This window comes from Streptomyces sp. NPDC020597 (assembly GCF_044335095.1).
GTDB lineage: Bacteria > Actinomycetota > Actinomycetes > Streptomycetales > Streptomycetaceae > Streptomyces.
In genome coordinates this window covers 22,132-38,129 of sequence record NZ_JBIRUL010000039.1, presented here as the reverse complement: position 1 = coordinate 38,129, position 15,998 = coordinate 22,132, and the positions used below count along the sequence as shown (strand labels likewise).

General features: G+C 69.8%; 13 protein-coding genes and 2 pseudogenes. 7 read left to right on the top strand and 8 right to left on the bottom strand.

All coding sequences use genetic code 11. The features are described from left to right. Positions 1–5 precede the first annotated feature (5 nt). Complete coding sequence (locus tag ACH4ZA_RS36660) at positions 6–977, bottom strand: cyclase family protein (RefSeq protein ID WP_398433437.1); 972 nt, start codon at positions 975–977, stop codon at positions 6–8. Next, a complete protein-coding gene (locus tag ACH4ZA_RS36655) occupies positions 974–1,972 on the bottom strand; it encodes a fumarylacetoacetate hydrolase family protein (RefSeq protein WP_398433436.1) in 999 nt (332 codons plus the stop codon). Before ACH4ZA_RS36655 ends, ACH4ZA_RS36660 begins: the two co-directional genes overlap by 4 nt. A gap of 130 nt (positions 1,973–2,102) precedes the next feature. Between ACH4ZA_RS36655 and ACH4ZA_RS36650 the strand changes: the two are divergent. Continuing rightward, positions 2,103–3,043, top strand: a pseudogene (locus tag ACH4ZA_RS36650) (LysR family transcriptional regulator). A gap of 341 nt (positions 3,044–3,384) precedes the next feature. After that, positions 3,385–4,668, top strand: coding sequence for an MFS transporter (locus tag ACH4ZA_RS36645; protein ID WP_398433435.1), 1,284 nt, complete (start codon positions 3,385–3,387; stop codon positions 4,666–4,668). A 68-nt stretch (positions 4,669–4,736) separates the two neighbouring features. Here ACH4ZA_RS36645 and ACH4ZA_RS36640 read toward each other — a convergent pair whose 3' ends face one another. The 3 genes from ACH4ZA_RS36640 to ACH4ZA_RS36630 all read right to left on the bottom strand — a co-directional run bounded on the left by ACH4ZA_RS36640 (position 4,737) and on the right by ACH4ZA_RS36630 (position 6,688). Then, positions 4,737–5,330 (bottom strand): YdeI family protein, encoded by a 594-nt coding sequence (locus tag ACH4ZA_RS36640; RefSeq protein WP_398433434.1) that lies wholly within the window; start codon positions 5,328–5,330, stop codon positions 4,737–4,739. A gap of 402 nt (positions 5,331–5,732) precedes the next feature. Continuing rightward, positions 5,733–6,443, bottom strand: coding sequence for an N-acetylmuramoyl-L-alanine amidase (locus ACH4ZA_RS36635; protein ID WP_398433433.1), 711 nt, complete (start codon positions 6,441–6,443; stop codon positions 5,733–5,735). Positions 6,444–6,532: 89 nt separating this feature from the next. Further along, entirely contained in the window at positions 6,533–6,688 is a 156-nt protein-coding gene (locus ACH4ZA_RS36630) for a hypothetical protein (RefSeq protein WP_398433432.1), read from the bottom strand. Between the two features lie 668 nt (positions 6,689–7,356). On the opposite strand from ACH4ZA_RS36630, the gene ACH4ZA_RS36625 reads away from it, so the two are divergent. Beyond that, complete coding sequence (locus ACH4ZA_RS36625; RefSeq protein ID WP_398433431.1) at positions 7,357–8,208, top strand: MarR family transcriptional regulator; 852 nt, start codon at positions 7,357–7,359, stop codon at positions 8,206–8,208. Between the two features lie 111 nt (positions 8,209–8,319). Here ACH4ZA_RS36625 and ACH4ZA_RS36620 read toward each other — a convergent pair whose 3' ends face one another. Then, on the bottom strand, positions 8,320–9,291 hold the full coding sequence (locus tag ACH4ZA_RS36620; RefSeq protein ID WP_398433430.1) for an anti-sigma factor RsbA family regulatory protein: 972 nt from the start codon (positions 9,289–9,291) through the stop codon (positions 8,320–8,322). After that, entirely contained in the window at positions 9,288–10,070 is a 783-nt protein-coding gene (locus ACH4ZA_RS36615) for an MEDS domain-containing protein (protein WP_398433429.1), read from the bottom strand. Before ACH4ZA_RS36615 ends, ACH4ZA_RS36620 begins: the two co-directional genes overlap by 4 nt. Positions 10,071–10,426: 356 nt before the next feature. Here ACH4ZA_RS36615 and ACH4ZA_RS36610 point away from each other — a divergent pair, with 356 nt between their 5' ends. The 3 genes from ACH4ZA_RS36610 to ACH4ZA_RS36600 all read left to right on the top strand — a co-directional run bounded on the left by ACH4ZA_RS36610 (position 10,427) and on the right by ACH4ZA_RS36600 (position 14,232). Further along, a complete protein-coding gene (locus ACH4ZA_RS36610) occupies positions 10,427–10,798 on the top strand; it encodes a hypothetical protein (protein ID WP_398433428.1) in 372 nt (123 codons plus the stop codon). A gap of 1,213 nt (positions 10,799–12,011) precedes the next feature. Beyond that, positions 12,012–12,992, top strand: a complete 981-nt coding sequence (locus ACH4ZA_RS36605) for a threonine/serine dehydratase (RefSeq protein WP_398433427.1) — start codon at positions 12,012–12,014, stop codon at positions 12,990–12,992. Between the two features lie 805 nt (positions 12,993–13,797). Beyond that, on the top strand, positions 13,798–14,232 hold the full coding sequence (locus tag ACH4ZA_RS36600; RefSeq protein ID WP_398433426.1) for a hypothetical protein: 435 nt from the start codon (positions 13,798–13,800) through the stop codon (positions 14,230–14,232). A 228-nt stretch (positions 14,233–14,460) separates the two neighbouring features. Here ACH4ZA_RS36600 and ACH4ZA_RS36595 read toward each other — a convergent pair. Then, positions 14,461–14,823: pseudogene (locus ACH4ZA_RS36595) on the bottom strand (formylglycine-generating enzyme family protein); the annotation flags it as partial. Positions 14,824–15,071: 248 nt separating this feature from the next. Here ACH4ZA_RS36595 and ACH4ZA_RS36590 point away from each other — a divergent pair. After that, positions 15,072–15,230, top strand: coding sequence for a hypothetical protein (locus ACH4ZA_RS36590; RefSeq protein WP_398433425.1), 159 nt, complete (start codon positions 15,072–15,074; stop codon positions 15,228–15,230). The last annotated feature ends 768 nt before the right edge of the window (positions 15,231–15,998 follow it).

The window sequence follows — 15,998 nt, the reverse complement described above, 5'->3', positions numbered from 1 at the left end:
GCGGGTCATTTGACGGCGACCGGATTGACGGGGGAGCCGACGGCTCCGGTGATGGGCAGGGGCGCGGCGGTGAGCCAGAACTCGTACACGCCGTCGCGGGCGCAGTCGTCCGCGAGCGCGTCGGGGTCCCACATCTCGCCGATCAGCAGGCCCATGTTGGGGATGACGACCTGGTGCAGAGGCTGGAAGGCGCCGTCGAACTCGTTCGGCCGTACCTCGAAGCCCCATGTGTCGGTGGCGATCGCGGCGATCTCGCTCGCGTGCAGCCAGCCGACGGTGGTGAAGGACAGACCGGGAGAGTCTCCGCCGGCGTAGTCGCCCCAGCCCTCGCGGCGGGCGCGTGTCAGCCGCCCGGTCCGGACGACGACGATGTCCCCGCGGCCGACGGCCACGCCGTGCGCCTCGGCCGTCGCGGTCAGGTGTTCCTCGGTGATCGCGAAACCGTCCGGCAGTTCTCCGTGTTCGTCGCCGATCACCCGGCCGACGTCGAGGAGGACGGCGCGCCCGGCGACGTACGGGGCCATGTGCTCGATGCCGGTGACCAGATCGCCGTCCGAGGTGACGGTCTTCGCGGCGTCGCGGCCGTTCCACGCCTTGCCGTGGTCGAAGATGTGCCCGAGCCCGTCCCACTGGGTGGAGCACTGCAGGGGCATCGCGATCACGTCGTCGGCGCCGCCGATGCCGTGCGGAAAGCCCTGGTTGCCCAGCGCCGCGTCCGTTCCCGTGTCCAGCATGGTGTGGACGGGGTTGGTGCGGCGGCGCCAGCCCTTTTGCGGCCCGTTCATGTCGAACGGCTGTGACAGTGAGAAACTCGCGCCCCGGCGGACCAGTGCCGCACCATCGAGGCGCTTGGCCTCGTCGAGGAAGTTCAGCGTGCCGAGCACGTCGTCCTCGCCCCAACGCCCCCAGTTGGAAAACCGCTTGGCGGCCTCGGCGATCGCGCCCTCGGCGTCCGTCGGGTCGAGCGGGGCCGTCACGACGCGGTCCTCTCCGCGACGCAGCGGGTGCGCTGCGCGCCCAGACCCGTGATGGAGCCCTCCATGACGTCACCGTCGCGCAGCAGTCGTCCCCAGTGCATGCCGTTGCCGGCCGGGCTCCCGGTGAGCACCACGTCGCCGGGCAGCAGCCGGGAGGTCTGGGAGATGTACGACACCAGCCGGGCGATGCCGAAGAGCATGTCCTTGGTGGACTCGTCCTGCATCGTCTCGTCGTTGAGCTTCAGCGTGACGCGCAGGTCGCCCGGGTCGGCGATCGACTCGGCGGGCACGATCCACGGGCCGAGCGGGGTGAAGCCCGGGGCGTTCTTGCAGCGCAGCCAGTCGGTGCCGATGGCCTTCATGTCCCGACGGAAGACGGTGGCGCGGTCGGTGAGGTCGTTGGCGATGGTGTAGCCGGCGACGTACTCCAGGGCCTCCTCGACCGTCACCCGGTAGGCGGGCCCGGCGATGACGGCCGCCAACTCCAGCTCCCAGTCCGGTTGTTCGGCCCAGTCCGGAAGCACGACGTCGTCGAAGGGGCCGGTGATCGCGCTCGGCAGGCCGATGAACACGTACGGCAGGTCCTCGGCCGCCCGCCGGTCCATGACCGCGGCGATCTCCGCACGAGCCTCCTCCCCGGTGCGGGGGTCGTCGGGGGAGCGGTGGGCGACCTCCAAGTCGATCACATGCTGCCGGTAGTTGGCGCCGGACTGGAAGACCTGGCGGGGCTCGACCGGCGCGTGCACCCGCAGGTGCTCCAACGGCCGCCAGTCGGCCGTCTCGTCGGCCGCGAGCTCGTGCAGGCGAGGGAGCATCTCGTCCCAGCGCTCGAGGATCCTCCGGGTCGTCAGGGCCGGCTCCCCGAGAGCCGTGGGAAGATCCAGCACGCGCCCCCCGGCGATCACAAGACCGGGGAAAGGCTCCTGGTCAGAGGCGGAGAGGACGCCAAGGGCGAAGGGTCCGGAAAAGGGCGCGGAAGGGGCTGCGGGTTTCACGGGAATGTCCTCCAGATTGCGGTGGGACCAATGTGACCCCCACCGATTAATCTGGGAAATAGATTCTTTAGATGTTGATCATCCGTGGTGTGAATGTCGCCGCCGCAAGCGGCCTCGCTCTGGAGGCGTCGTGTCCCTCTCCGGCCTCGATCTCAATCTCGTCCTGTCCCTGCGGGCCCGCTGCAGGAACGCAACGTCACCCGCGCCGGGCAGCGCGTCGGGCTCAGTCAGCCGGCGATGAGCGCGGCCCTGGCCCGCCTGCGCCGACACTTCGACGACGACCTGCTCTCGCGCGTCGGCAGACAGTACGAACTGACCGCCCTCGGCCGCGCCCTGCTGGACCGCACCTCGACCGCCTGCGACCTGCTGGAACGGGTCTTCAGCAGCAGGGCCGACTTCGCCCCGGGCAGCGAGGAGCACGAGTTCACCCTGCTCACCTCCGACTACGCCCTCGCCGTGTTCGGCGCCGAGCTCGCCCGGACCGTGCACGCCGAGGCCCCAGGGGTACGGCTGCGCTTCCAGCGCACGCCCATCGACGTCACGGAGGACACGGCACCCCTGCTCAGCACGGCCGACGGGCTTCTGATGCCGCGCGGCGTCATCAGCGGCTTCCCCGCCGTCGACCTGTTCACCGACCGCTGGGCCTTCCTGGTGGCCGAGACGAACGACGAGGTCGGCGACCAGCTGACCATGGACGACCTGGCACGGCTGCCCTGGGTCGTCTACCAGCGCGCCTACGACGCTCCGGCCGCCCGCCAGTTGAGCATGCTCGGCGTCGATCCCCACGTGGAGATCTCCGTCGACAGCTTCCAGGCGCTGCCCTTCCTGGTCGCCGGCACCCGCCGGATCGCCCTGGTCCAGCAGCGCCTGGCCGAGCTGCTGCGAGGCGTGGCCGCCGTACGCCTCATGGAAGCCCCCTACGGGGCGGTCCCTCTCCAGGAAGCGTTGTGGTGGCATCCGGTGCACACCCACGACGCGGCCCACATCTGGCTGCGCGAGACCGCTGCCCGCGTGGGAGCGCAGCTGGCAGCTTCCGAGCCCGGCCGTATCGCCACGGTCGCACCGAGATAGCGGGCCAGTGCACGTGCCTGGCATCCAAGGCTCGGATGATCCACATCTTCGATATCGATCGGATGAGGGCTAGGCAGGACCTGTCCGCTGGCCCATAGTCGTCTCCACCCGGCGCCGGAACCGCACCCGTCTCCCACTTCCGGGACCTGGTAGGCGCCCGGCGAGCCGGTACACCGCGACGCCCGGCGAGCCGGTACACCGCGACGCCCGGCGAGCCGGTACGCCGCGACGCCCGGCAGTCGTCGGCTCCCCGCTCCGAACCTGCCATGGATACCGGGCAGCCCGACCACGACGGCTGCACCGTCCCGTCCCCCTCCCGACCCGCCACGTGGAGTTCCCGCATGCCTGCACCCATGCCCCCGCTCTCGTCCCCGTCTCCCGCGGCTGTCGCGGACGCCCCGCCCGAGCAGGCCGTGTCCGGCCCCGGCCACCGGCTTCGCCTCACGTTGCTGATGGCCGGCGCCTGTCTGCCCATCCTGGGAGCCGTGCTCATCGCCCCCGTCCTGCCGCAGATGCAGGACCACTTCGCCGACGTGCCGGGCGCCGACGTGCTCGTCCCCATGGCCTTGACCGTCCCCGCCCTCTCCCTGGCACTGCTGGCCCCCTTCGCCGGCGTCCTCGTCGACCGGCTCGGCCGCAAACGCCTCCTCGTCGTCTCGACCGTGCTGTACGCGATCCTCGGCACCGCCCCCCTGTGGCTGGACTCCCTCGGCGTCATCGTCGCCAGCCGCGCCCTCGTCGGTGTCGCCGAAGCCGCCATCATGACCTGCAGCACCACGTTGATCGGCGACTACTACTCGGGCCGGCAGCGCGACCGCTACCTCGCGATGCAGACGATGTGCGCCTCGATCTCCGCGACGGCCTTCTTCGTGCTGGGCGGCGCGGCCGGATCGGCCGGCTGGCGTGCACCGTTCTGGGCGTACGCCGTGAGCCTGCTGCTCGCCCCCGCCATGGCCGCCTTCCTGCCCCGGCCCCGGCCGGCCGGCCGAACGGACGAGCCCGCCCCCGCCGCCGCGGAACCGATGGCCAAGCGGCCCTTCCCCTGGCGTCCGCTGGCGGGCACCTGCGCGCTGACCCTCTTCGGCGCCGTCCTCTTCTACACGGTCCAGGTGGAGATGGCGTTCCTGCTGGACGACGTGGGTGTGAGCAACCCCGGCGTGATCGGACTGGCCGCAGCCGGTTCCAGTGCAGCGGTCGTGATCGGCGCCGTCGTCTTCGCCAAGTCCGGCCGCAGCCCGCAAGCCTGGCTGCCCACCGCGTTCGGCCTGTCCGCCCTCGGCTTCGCGGTCATCTGGCTCGCCCCCGACCCCGTCGTACTGACCGCCGGCGCGGTGATCAACTGCCTCGGCAGCGGCATCATGCTGCCGAGCCTTCTCACCCTCGCCATGTCCAAGCTCCACTATGCCGACCGTGGCCGCGGCACCGGCCTGTGGACGGGCTCCTTCTTCCTCGGCCAGTTCATCTGCCCGCTCGTGGTCCTCGCGCTCACCTCCGCCGCCGGCACCCTGGCGAACGCCCTGGGCGTACTGGCCCTCGCCGGGGCCGGGGCCACCGCCGCACTCGGCCTGGCCGCCCGGCGCCGCCGGACGGCCACCCCGGAACCCATCCAGCAGACGGCGGGCTGACCTGACGCGGCGCCGACCAACCACGAGAACCACACGGGGCTGCGCACGGCCCCGGTCTCTCTCGGTCACTACGGGTGCAGCTTCTCGCCCTTCGCCAGCATCGCTACGTACTTCTCGATCCGGCGCGCCCGGGTCTCGGCCTTCTTGGCGTCCTGGATCCGGTACAGGATCGCGTAGCGGTTCTGCCGGTCCAGCGTCTCGAAGAACGCCGCCGCGGCCGGGTCAGCGGTCAGGGCAGCCGTGAGGTCGTCCGGCACCGTGGCGGTCTTCGCGCCGTCGTAAGCCGCTTCCCAGCGGCCGTCTGCCTTGGCGCGGTCGACCTCGGCCTGTCCCGGCGGACGCATCCGGCCCTGCTCGACCAGGGCGGTCACCTTGTCCCGGTTAGCCTTGGACCACCTGCTGCTCGGCTTGCGCGGGGTGAACCGCTGGAGCCACCAATCGTCGTCGAACTTGGCCTTCTGGCCGTCGATCCAGCCGTAGCAGAGCGCCACGTCGAGCGCCTCGGAGTAGTCCAGCGCGATGATTCCGGGACCCTTCTTGCGAAGCTTGAGCCAGATGCCGGGCGAGACGGCATGGTTCTCGCCGAGCCATTCCTGGAATGCCTCGACGGATTCGAATGCGACGATCTCCAAGTCCTGAGTCACTCGAGCAGCGAACCACACTCGACCGACGGTCACGAGGCATTCGGCGTGCGGCCCCGGATGCGGGATGCCGGCCGTGGGCCTGCGTGATCATCTCTGTCCTCGACGTCCGCTGGGTCCAGCACCACGACCTGCCACCTCCCACCTGCCACCTGGCACTGGAGTCCCGCCTTGCTCGCGAGGCGGGGCGAGGTCGACCTCGCCCGACCGTTCGTCGGGCCAGATCGTCCCTCGATGCGCGCCGCTGATCACCAGCCGATCACGCAGGGCGCAACCGCGCTGGGAGACGACGATGACGCCGACGGTGCGATCAGGGCCGAACGTGAGTGGGTCCCAGTGTTCGTTCCACGCCTCGATGGCTCAGGTAGGTGCCGCCGCTGACACCGAGCTCGACCGGGCGGGCCTTGCGCTCGCCCCGACTGGTCAGCGCCGGCGATCGACCGGTACCGGCTCGGTATCCGGCCGGAAGCTGGAGTGCGCGTCCTTGAAGTAGTCGTACGACACTCGCGTCGCGGCGAGGACCTCGTCGTAGATCTGGTCCATGTACGGACCGGCGCAGACGGTCGATTTCCAGTGGTGGTGGTAGAAGAGGTTGCCGTTGCCGGGGCGCTCGCCGATCACCTTGGCGAAGAGCCAGCCCGCGAGACGTGCGGCGTTCTTCCAGGCGGTCTCGCCGACCGTCCAGTCGGGCGCGAGCGTGGCGTTCGCCATTTCTATGCTGATCGAGCTCTGGTTGCCGACCGGGTTGCCGACGGCCCAGGCGTACTCGTCCACCTTGACGTACTGGGCGACGGCGCCCGCGGCGTCCACGTCGAAGTGGGCCGAAGCCGGACGTACCCTCCACACGTCGAGCACATCCTGGTGCGACAGCCGGCCGGCGTTGTGGTGCAGCGTGACCGACGTCTTCTGGTACGAGGTGTGGGTGACATGGCCCGTCGCGTTGAGCTCGTCGATGAAGTCCGCGACGGGACAGTCGTAAGGGATGGTGGGGGTCGCGTGGAGGCCGTCCTCGGCGAAGCCGACGAAGTCGCTCTCCGGAAGGTCGTCAAGGTTGTCGATGCCGGGTCCATCGCCGGTGTCGGTCCTCTCGATGACCGCCTTCACGTCCTCGTCGTCGACGTATCTTTCGGACATGACGCCGTCCTTTCCTTGCGTGACTTCGCGTATCAGACGGTCCCGGGGCCGGACGAGGAGAAGGCGCGGCACGAGGGCCACGAGCCGCTTCAGCTACGGTCCGTCAGGCGGCCGGCCTGCTCCGTGCAGTGCTCCACGAGGGCTGCGTGCACGTGCTGGAGGAACAGCGTGTCCTGTTCGATCCGGGACAGCCCCATCGTGGCGTGCTCTGCGTACGCCGCCCCTTCCACGGCCGAGGCCAGCATGGTGGCGGCGCGTACGCAGATGCCGCGCGCCGTATCCGCGAACTGGCCTACGGGTGGTGCGGATGGCCGCCGAGCCGGGCGTCGTCGTCGGCGACACCTCGGTGACCAGCCACGGCTGTCAGCCGCCCGCGCGGTTGAGCGAGTGGTCAGAGGCTGACCTTGTTCATGCACGGCCCGTCCCCGGTGATGGTTCGCACGTGCCCGTTCATGCTGACGGGCCCATGCAGGGCGTCTTGTTCCAGGTTCGCCCCGTGTGCAAACCCTGTCAATTTCGCTCGCCATGCCTGACGGTCGCGTTCGCGATCGAGGCGAGCCGGAGGAAGTGGCAACCCCCTTCTCTGCGGCCGGAGGCGCTGCACAGCGCGAACACACGCCCCGAGCTCTCAGTGAGCCTCGTGATCGGATGCAGATGACAGCGAGGCAAGGTACAGCCTGCCCAGAGGCGCCGAGTCGGCCGGTTTGCGCGGCCAGGCCACGCCCCGCGGGTGACTACGGAACGCGCGTCCGGCAGGACGTCGATCACGAGGCAGTGCCACACGCCGCGATCCCCACCGCGACGGTTGCCCAGGGGCGACGTCTGCCAGCACCTTTGAAGGGCTCTCAGCCGGCGATGAGTTCCGGTGTGCCGGACGGTCCAAGTCGGCACACCTGAGCAAAGGGAGAACCCGATGGACACGACGCCCTCGCATCCGATGACCCACATCGCGCGTCGCATGTACGAGCTCCTGGAGCCGATCTGCCTGGTCACCTACTTCGCCGACGAGTGCAATGAGGAACTGACCGCGCTCGGCCACCGCACTTACTGGGACGGCTACTTCGCCAGCCGCGCCGCCCCGCTGGGCCGGGTGCCGGCAGACGTCGTACACGCCGCCTTCTACAACTTCGCCGCCGAGGAGGTCGCGCGGCACATTCCGAGTGCGTGGGAGACGATCCCGCCCGAGGCGTCCGTCGCCGCACGGGAGCGGGGCAGCGCGGCCTCCCTGCGGCGGATCCTCGGTGACGAGCTGGCCGGTTCCCCGGGAGTGTCGCGTGCTGCCGACCTGACCACCAAGGCCGCGACGAGCGCGCCCACGGCAGGCCGGGTGATGTACGCCGGGATGCGCACCCTTGCGGTGCCGAGCGACCCGGTCGCCCGGCTGTGGCACTCCGCGACCATGCTGCGCGAGCATCGCGGCGACGGGCACATCGCCGCTCTGGTCGGGGAGCGGGTCGGCGGCACGGAGGCCCACGTGCTGTCCGCGCTGGACATGGGCATCCACCCGCCGGAGTCGTTCGGACGCATCCATCACCTGCCGAAGAAGCGGCTGACCGCGGTCATGGACGGATTGCGCGAGCGCGGGCTCGTCGACTCCGACGGCCACTTCACCGACGCAGGCCGCGCGACCAAGCGGCGCATCGAGGCCCGGACCGACGAGCTCGCCGCCCCGCCCTACGACGGCCTGACACCCGCCGAACGCGACGAACTGGTCACCGAGCTCGAACCCGTCACCGCGAGGCTGGTGGCGACAGGCTCGCAGTGACAAGCACAAAGCGGCTTCTGCTCCAAGGAGACCGAAGCCCGGCGCCGGAACCTCATGACTCTGTTCCCGACGGTGACCGGGGGACCGATCCGGCGCCGGGCTTCGGAGCCGTCAGCCGGGGAGTTCGGTGTGCAGGCGGATCGTGGTGCCGGCGTCCGCGGTGGAGCGGATCTCGACGAGGTCGCACAGCTGGTGCACGAGCCACAGACCGCGTCCGCCGACCTGCGTGCCGTTGGGCTTCGACCGGCCCGCCAGGGGATTGTCGATGTAACCGGCGTCGCGGAACTCACAGATCAGCCGGCGGTCCTCGCTCCAGGTCCGCAGCACACCGTGCCCGCCGCCGTGCCGGATGCTGTTGGCCGCCACCTCCGTGGCAGCCAGGTGCAGTTCGCGCAGACGTCGGCCGCCCACGCCGTGCCGCTCGGCACAGCGTTCGATCCTCTCCCGCACCGCCGTCAGGTCACCACTGGTGTAGACGAACTCGTCGTAGGGGTCACAGGGGTCGGTCAGCGCAACGAAGGCGTACGGCGCCTCGGGGTCGTAGTCCGCGCTCGGCACCGTGCGCCCGCCACTGCGGATCTCGGGGTGGCAGCGGGTCATCTCCTCCAGCGCGGCCGCCTTGCCGGTGACGTCGTAGGGGCACAGCAGCCACCAGGCCGCACTGTCGGCGAAGGCCTTGTTCAGCAGCCACTCGTGATAGCGCAGTTCCTGGGCCTCGGCATGGCTGCGAGCCTCGTCCCAGGGCGACTCGCCGATCCCGCGCACCGGGCGCCCGTCGGAGGCATGCTCCTTGATCCACGCCTGCCAGGCTCCGATGAGCCGGCCCGGGTGGTGCGCCGTGGCAGTGGTGTCGACGTAGCGCACCGCAGCGTCGTCGGCGATCTGCGCACGCAGCAAGGAGGCCTTGTCCTGCGGTACGGCCACGACGACGGCCTCGTCGCCGTCGAGGGCCTCCTGGATGAAGCCCAGCGTGCCCTCGGCGAACTCGCTCGGACCGGAGTACGGATACAGCTCATGGCGGTACCCGGTGGCGGAGGGCTCGGGAGGCGTGCCGGGCACGGAAGGGGGACGGGAGGTGGTCACAGCGCCATCACCACCGGTACGCGGGGAGCGGCGAGGCCGGACAGTTCCCAGGCCAGCCGCACGGTCTCGTTCGTCCCTTCCAGGACCACCTTGCGATCCGGCAGTCGTCCGGCCGCGTCGGCCAGGGCACTCATCCCGGCCGCATCGAGGAAATCCAGGGCGTGGCAGAACAGGCGCACCGTCGCCCTTTGGGCGAGCAGAGTGCGCAGGACGGCCCCGAAGGCGGAGGCGCCTTCACTGTCGATGACCCCGTTCACCGTCCAGCCGTCCTTTCTCGTCCGGTACACCTGGAATGAGGGTGAAGCCGGACGGCTGCCCAGATGGTGGGGGTGCACGCACCTGATCTGATCCAGTGTAGGAGCGTCCCAGCCGACGCCGCTGTAGGCGCAGACCACCAGAGCGCCGCTGTCGGCGGCGAACTCGTCCAGCTCGAGCTCGCTGCGCAGCAGCTCCTCCGAGCGCTGTGCGGAGCCGTCGGGACAGGCGTGGTGCAGTACCCGCAGCGAGCGGAATCCCTCCCGCCCGGCGCTGGCTGCCTCGCGTCGCACGGCGGCCAGCAAGGAACCCTCCAGCCGGGCCGGGTCGAGCACCAGCCGGGCGAATTCGCTCTGCGTCTGCATGGCCGGTCCGACGATCACCACCTTGTCACCGAAGAGCGCGCCGTCGGCGACGAAGGCCCGACTGCGGTCCATGACGTCGTCCGCCGGATCCAGCATCTGGCAGACGTGGTCACCGGTGGCGACCTCGTCCAGGGTCGCCAGGGTTCGCGACGCTCTCAACTGCTCCTCCCTCGCTTCAGCCACCACCCTACTGACCCGCACGCAGCCGTCCGCCGACTCCCACCGCCTCCGCGTTCGCCCGGCCACGCGGCCGACGCGCATCCGCACGCGGCAGCCCCGGCAGAAGCGGGCTCCTGGATCGCCCTCTACCCGCCCGACGCCCTCGCAGTCGTCGACGGCCGATGAAAGTTCGGGGCACGGCGCAACGGCCTTGACCTGCACGGATGTGCCGGGTGGCGTAGCGGTGTGACGAGATGGGTTTGGGGGCGTTCGGGTGGTTGGCCGCGGCTCCTGCAACTGCCGGACGGCCAGGGCGCCTCCTGGACACCGAGCGAACGCCGAACAATGGAGGTTGTATGCAGCAGTGGCAGTACCCACCGGCCGCCGTGACCTTGCCCGAGCTGGTCCTGGACCCCTACCGCTGCGGCGTCGACGTGAGTACGACGCTGAGCGGGGCGGAGGCGGGGGAGCAGTGGGGGGACGAAGACTGGCGTGTGCCGCCCCAGGCGCGGGCGGCCGAGGAGGAGAAACCGTGGCCTGCCACCGGCCCGGGTCGGCCGCTGCCCCGGGGGATGGCTCCGGCCGACCGCCGCCGCCTGGAGCTGCACGCGGCGCTGATCCGGGCGGGCGTCGCGCCCGAGCCGGGAGACCTGCACGCAGTGGAAGTACTGAGCGCCCTCGACGACGGCGTCAACGACGCCATCCGGCGCTGGATCGCCGCCCCCTGAGCTCGGGACCCTGCAGTGGCTCCCAGTGCGAGGCACCGACCCGCGGCGTGAGGGAGCCGGGAGCACGGACCGGCCGACGTCCTCGTGGCGGGCCGCCAGAAGCTTCTCGCAGGTTCGAGCCGCCGCGCGGCGCACTCGGGCCTTCCCGAACGCTCCCGCTGTTCTCAGGCACAGGATCGCCGGGGCGTACGGGTGGCGCTTGCCATCCGTCTGCCGGACGTTGATCTCCCGTTCGCCGGTGGGGCCGCAGGCCGCCCGGATCGGCCGGTCCTTGCGCTGGTCGGCGTTACTTCTTGATCTCTCTCACCCACCTCGTGGTGGGTCCAGCCCGCGGCTGCGTAGCCCGGCCGGCGCGGCTGCCCGGCTGCAACGGGCAGCGGTCCGCCCTTTCCACTGTCCCGTTCGTCAGCTGTCCCGTTCACCAGCGATTACCTAGCAGCCAGGCTGACGGAAATCTGTGCTTGCTGGAGTAGACATTGGGCATCAGGCCGATTACGGTTTCTCTCGTAGTCGAGGAAAGAAGGGCCCAGCGGAGATGAACTGCCGGGCAGTAGTGCGCATTTACCGTACGTAGGACGGTGCGGCGGCGGCGGTGGAGTTCCGAAGCCAGGGTAGTTGCAGGACGGGCGACGGGGCCGGCTGCCGAAGGGTGGCGCTGTTCCAGGCCACCGGCAGTACCGGTTGGGTGAATGACGGATCAGAGGGAGGAACGGAGGAGTCCGCGCCATCAGGATCGCCCGGGCGAGCAGGAGGTCCGGGTACCGCAGGACATCGATAGTGAGGTGGTCTCCGGTCACGCAACCGCGATCCCCGCATCCCCGGCAGTGTTCAGGCCGGACTCGCGGAAACAGGAGGCCGGCGCATCCCTGGGGCCGGCAGATGGTGTAGTTCCTTCGGGGCCCTGGTGCGAGTTGGCGCCAGGGCCCCTCGAGCGTGGTCCACACAGAGGTGCGATGACGAGCAATGCTCAAGACCTGTGGATCGGCCCCGGGAGGGGTGCCTCGCGGACCGCGGAGGGCGTGCCTTCCCGAGTGATCGATCCTCGCCCACGTCCGCGACGGGCGGCGAGCCGCCCGGATCCGAGCCCGCTTCGAGAACGGTCACCTCGTCGAACGCCCCGAGGAACCCACCGGCTGCGTGGCACACCTCAACCGGCCTGCAACTCCTGACAGTTGTTCATGAAACCCGCGCCGATGGCGCTACGCTGCTGTTCGTGCAGGAGACGCGTCTCGACACTGCTCGGATCCGGGCGGCTCGCCGGGTGATCGACCCGGTCTTTCTCGACACTCCGCTGTACCGCTGCGAGGCGCTGGAGCCCGGCCTCGGGTGCACGGTGAGCATCAAGCTGGAAACGGCGAACCCGGTCCGCAGCTTCAAGGCCCGCGGCACCGAGGTCGTCGCGGGCCTGTTGGCCGACAACGCCTCGCGAGCCGTGGTGTGCGCGAGCGCGGGAAACCTTGGCCAAGCCCTCGCGTGGTCCGGTCGCGGCCGGGGGCTCGACGTCACCGTCGTGGCATCCCGCTTTGCGACTCGGGCCAAGCTTGATCGCATCCGCGCACTGGACGCCGGGCTGGAATTGGTGGACGGCGACCACGAGCTGGCTCGCGAACGGGCAGCGGCCATCGCACGGTACGACGGCATCCGGCTGGTCGAAGACAGCCTGGACATTGAGACCTGCGAGGGTGCGGCGACCATCGGCCTGGAACTGGTGGACACTGCAACGACGTTCGACACCGTCCTGATCGCCCTCGGCGGCGGGGCGCTGGCCACCGGCGTGGGTCATGTCATGAAGGCTTTGGCACCCGACGTCGAGGTGATCTGCGTCCAGCCGCTGGGCGCACCGGCGCTGGCACACTCGTGGCACCAGCGACGTGTCGTCACCACCGACTCGACCGACACCATCGCCGACGGCGTCGCCGGCCGACGTCCCATCCCGGCAGTCCTGGACGACCTCCTCCTGGTCGCTGACGACGCCGTCCTGGTCCAGGAGGCGTCGATCATCTCTGGTATCCGGATGCTCCTCAACCACGCCGGCCTCGTCGTCGAACCTTCGGCTGCGCTCGGCATCGCGGCGATCCTCGAAGACCGCGACCGCTTCGCCGGCCGACACGTCGTCACCATCGTGTGCGGCAGCAACGTCGACGTGGACGCATACCACCGCTGGGTCGGCGCGGCTCCCATCCACAGGTCTTGACAATTACTCCTCCGTAGCCAGAGCCCGCTGCGACAGCTCCGGATCAAGACGTTTGTCCCTCCGGATCGCCGCGAACAGCTCTGTCCGCGACAAACCCATCCCGGCCTCCCGACACGACCGTGATCAAGCAACACGGCCTCCGACATGACCGTGATCGACACACAAACCCCGCCGTCGCCGGGCGGACGGACCAGTGCATTCACTTCCTAGGCTCAATGGGCCGAAGCACCTGCTTCCCGCCGCTGCTGGCGAGCATCCACGGTCTGGCCGATACGTGGTCACCAGCGACGCGATGCACCCGCAGTACGAACGCGCCACCTACCTCCTGGGGCGGCGTGGCCGATGAAGTGCCGGCAGTAGCCGTCGTCGACCCAGACCTTGCTGATGGCGGGACAGGCGGCGCGACCGCCTCGTCGGCCAAATGGGTGCCGGCGACGGAGTCCTGCACGCTCGCGGCCGTGGCCGGCACCACCCCGAGCAGCAGGCCGAGGATGTCGGTGACGATGCTCCGCTTGAGCGCCGCGCTGTGCCGAAACCGCCCGCACCGCCGCGGTGGTGGTGGAGTAAATCCGGTACCGCGACCATGGATGCCATCGAGCGCCGTACCGGGAGCGCCACGTGTGCCGCAAGGTTTCCGCAAGGTCCTGGCAGCACGATGCACATATGCGCCGCGCGACCTCTGAGAGCCCGCGCGGCCATGGCCTTCGTGGTGATCCCAGTAATCAGTGATTCCAGAAAGGGGACTCTCATGTCCGCTTCCTCATCCGTATCCTCGCCCCGCCCGTCACGACCGAGGCTCGCGGCCGTGTCCGGTCTGGCCTTGACCGTGTCGTTGGTCGGTGCGGCCGTCGCGCCGACAACGGCCTCCGCGGACACCGGCGACCGCACCAGGACCGTCGACTGTGCATCGCTGTACGTGTCGGACAGCGGCGGCACGGTCCACGCCAGGACCAGGAACTGCACGGTCACCTGGGGCAAGAACATCCACGACAACGTCTACTGGCAGACCGTGAAGTTCCAGCTGCTCGACGACGACACCGACGGTGTGTGTGCCAAGGCGAACGCGATCGCATCCGACTCGGGGAAGAGCGCCTCGTTCAGCGAGTGCGACGGTGTCTGGACGACGAAGACCGCCACGCTGAACGGCCGCAGCTCCAACATCTTCATCAGGGTCGCCTACGGGTCGCACTCCCAGCACGGCAAGATCAGCACGAACATCGGGGCGCCTTCCGGGTTCTGACCGGCGGCTCGGGCCGGGGCCGGGGACGTCTGATGGATTCCGAACCAGGGCAGTGACGGCAACGGACGGGCCGATGGGACAAGGCGATCGCAATCCACGGGTCCGCCGAGTCCCCGCGGCGCCGCTCCGACGCCTCCGCCTTCTCGTCGACCGCTTCGATTTAGGGCGCGTCGGCCGACTTCGGATGCAGCCACCCCCGCTTAACTGACCGATCCGGAAATGAGACGGCTACGGCCGGGGCAGTGGTGCGGAGCGCACGATGCGAAATCCCACGTCGTCGATCCGGAAGGTCGGGTGGCTGCGCCGCCGCACCGACGCCCGGCAGCTCCAGTGCTCGTCGGCCCATCCGCCACCGCGGAGCACCACCCGGTAGACCCCGTACACCTCGGCGTCGTAGACGTCCCAGCACCAGTCCCACACGTTGCCCAGCATGTCGTACAGGCCCCATGCGTTGGGCTGCTTGCCGCCGACGGAGTGGATACGCCCATCGGAATTGCCCTGGTACCAGGCGACCTCGTCGAGCTGGCCGTACCGCGGGCCAGTAGTGTCCGCACGGCAGGCGTACTCCCACTCGGCCTCGGTCGGCAACCGCAGCTGCGGACCGGCGGAATACTGACGGTGCGGATCTCGAACACCCTACGGGCGGCGAGGGCCCGGCACCGCCGGTGACGGGTCGGTGCCGTGCCCTCGGGCCGTGTGTGGCAGAGCGCGGCAGTCCTCGACGGCGCGCGAAAGACCGCCCCTGGCGGCTGCGGTCCGAAATGCGGCGTCAACCGTTCGGCCGCATCCTGAAGACCAGCCAGCTGATCGGCTCCAGGTCACCGTCACGGGGAGGTCTCATGCTCGTCCTCGCGCTCGTGATGCCGGTGGTGATGATGGCGGCCCTGTTTGCGCTGGACGCCGTCGAAGACCTTCTCTTTCCGCTCCCCGCCCCCGCGGACGAGGAAAGCCTTGGCACCGGTATGAAAGATCGCTCAGCCGTGGAATCACGAGCATGAACAAGCGGGCGGTCATCGAGGCCCGCGCGGAGGAATCCGAACGGCCGATCTGTGATCCAGCGTGCGTCCCGACTCCACCCGCGGACTCGAGCAGCATCCGGCCGGACGGCGCCGGATCCGTGCCCGTCGTTGAAGGCGGGCACGGATCGATGACGAGCGACCCGTAGTCGTCGCCGTGACCTTCAGCCCACAGCCTTGCCCAGGGCCGGACTCCTCGGGCTGCCTGGTCGCGCAGGAAGTCGTGCATGGAACGCGTACGGCGCCCCAGCACGGGGACCAACAGACGCCGTTCGGACTCACCCAGACCATAGGCGTCGGCGAGGACTCGCAGTCGGTCCGCCGCGTGCGGGCTCTACCCAGTCCGGATGCGCGGACAGCGGGACGAACCCGTGAACGGCGTATGCGAATTCCCACAGACGCGAGCCGGGACCTGCAGTGTCCCAGTCGATGAAAGGCCCACTGTGCCGCGTCTGCGACCACGAGGTTCCAGGGGGCCAGGTCGTTATGGGCGATGATGCCACTGCCCTCAGCAGGGATCAGCGTCTGCCACCGTGCATCGGACGGCGGCGTGAAGTCCTGCACGGCGTCGTGAAAGTCCCTGATCGGCCGTGCCACGCGAGCCAGTCGTCGAGCGGGTTCGATCAGTGGGAACCGGTCGGGCCGGACCACATCTCCCGGCATGAAGGTCGGGACCTCACGTCCCTGTTCGTCAATGCCGAGCGGACGAGGCGCCTCGCCGCATCCCACCTCGTGCAGGAGGGCAAGCAG

What these genes read in the sequence shown, in the direction of transcription:
- ACH4ZA_RS36625 (WP_398433431.1), top strand. Translation starts at nt 7,357, where the DNA reads ATGGACACGACGCCCTCGCATCCGATGACCCACATCGCGCGTCGCATG.
- ACH4ZA_RS36590 (WP_398433425.1), top strand. Translation starts at nt 15,072, where the DNA reads ATGCTCGTCCTCGCGCTCGTGATGCCGGTGGTGATGATGGCGGCCCTG.
- ACH4ZA_RS36635 (WP_398433433.1), bottom strand. Translation starts at nt 6,443, where the DNA reads ATGTCCGAAAGATACGTCGACGACGAGGACGTGAAGGCGGTCATCGAG.
- ACH4ZA_RS36630 (WP_398433432.1), bottom strand. Translation starts at nt 6,688, where the DNA reads ATGCTGGCCTCGGCCGTGGAAGGGGCGGCGTACGCAGAGCACGCCACG.
- ACH4ZA_RS36610 (WP_398433428.1), top strand. Translation starts at nt 10,427, where the DNA reads ATGCAGCAGTGGCAGTACCCACCGGCCGCCGTGACCTTGCCCGAGCTG.
- ACH4ZA_RS36645 (WP_398433435.1), top strand. Translation starts at nt 3,385, where the DNA reads ATGCCTGCACCCATGCCCCCGCTCTCGTCCCCGTCTCCCGCGGCTGTC.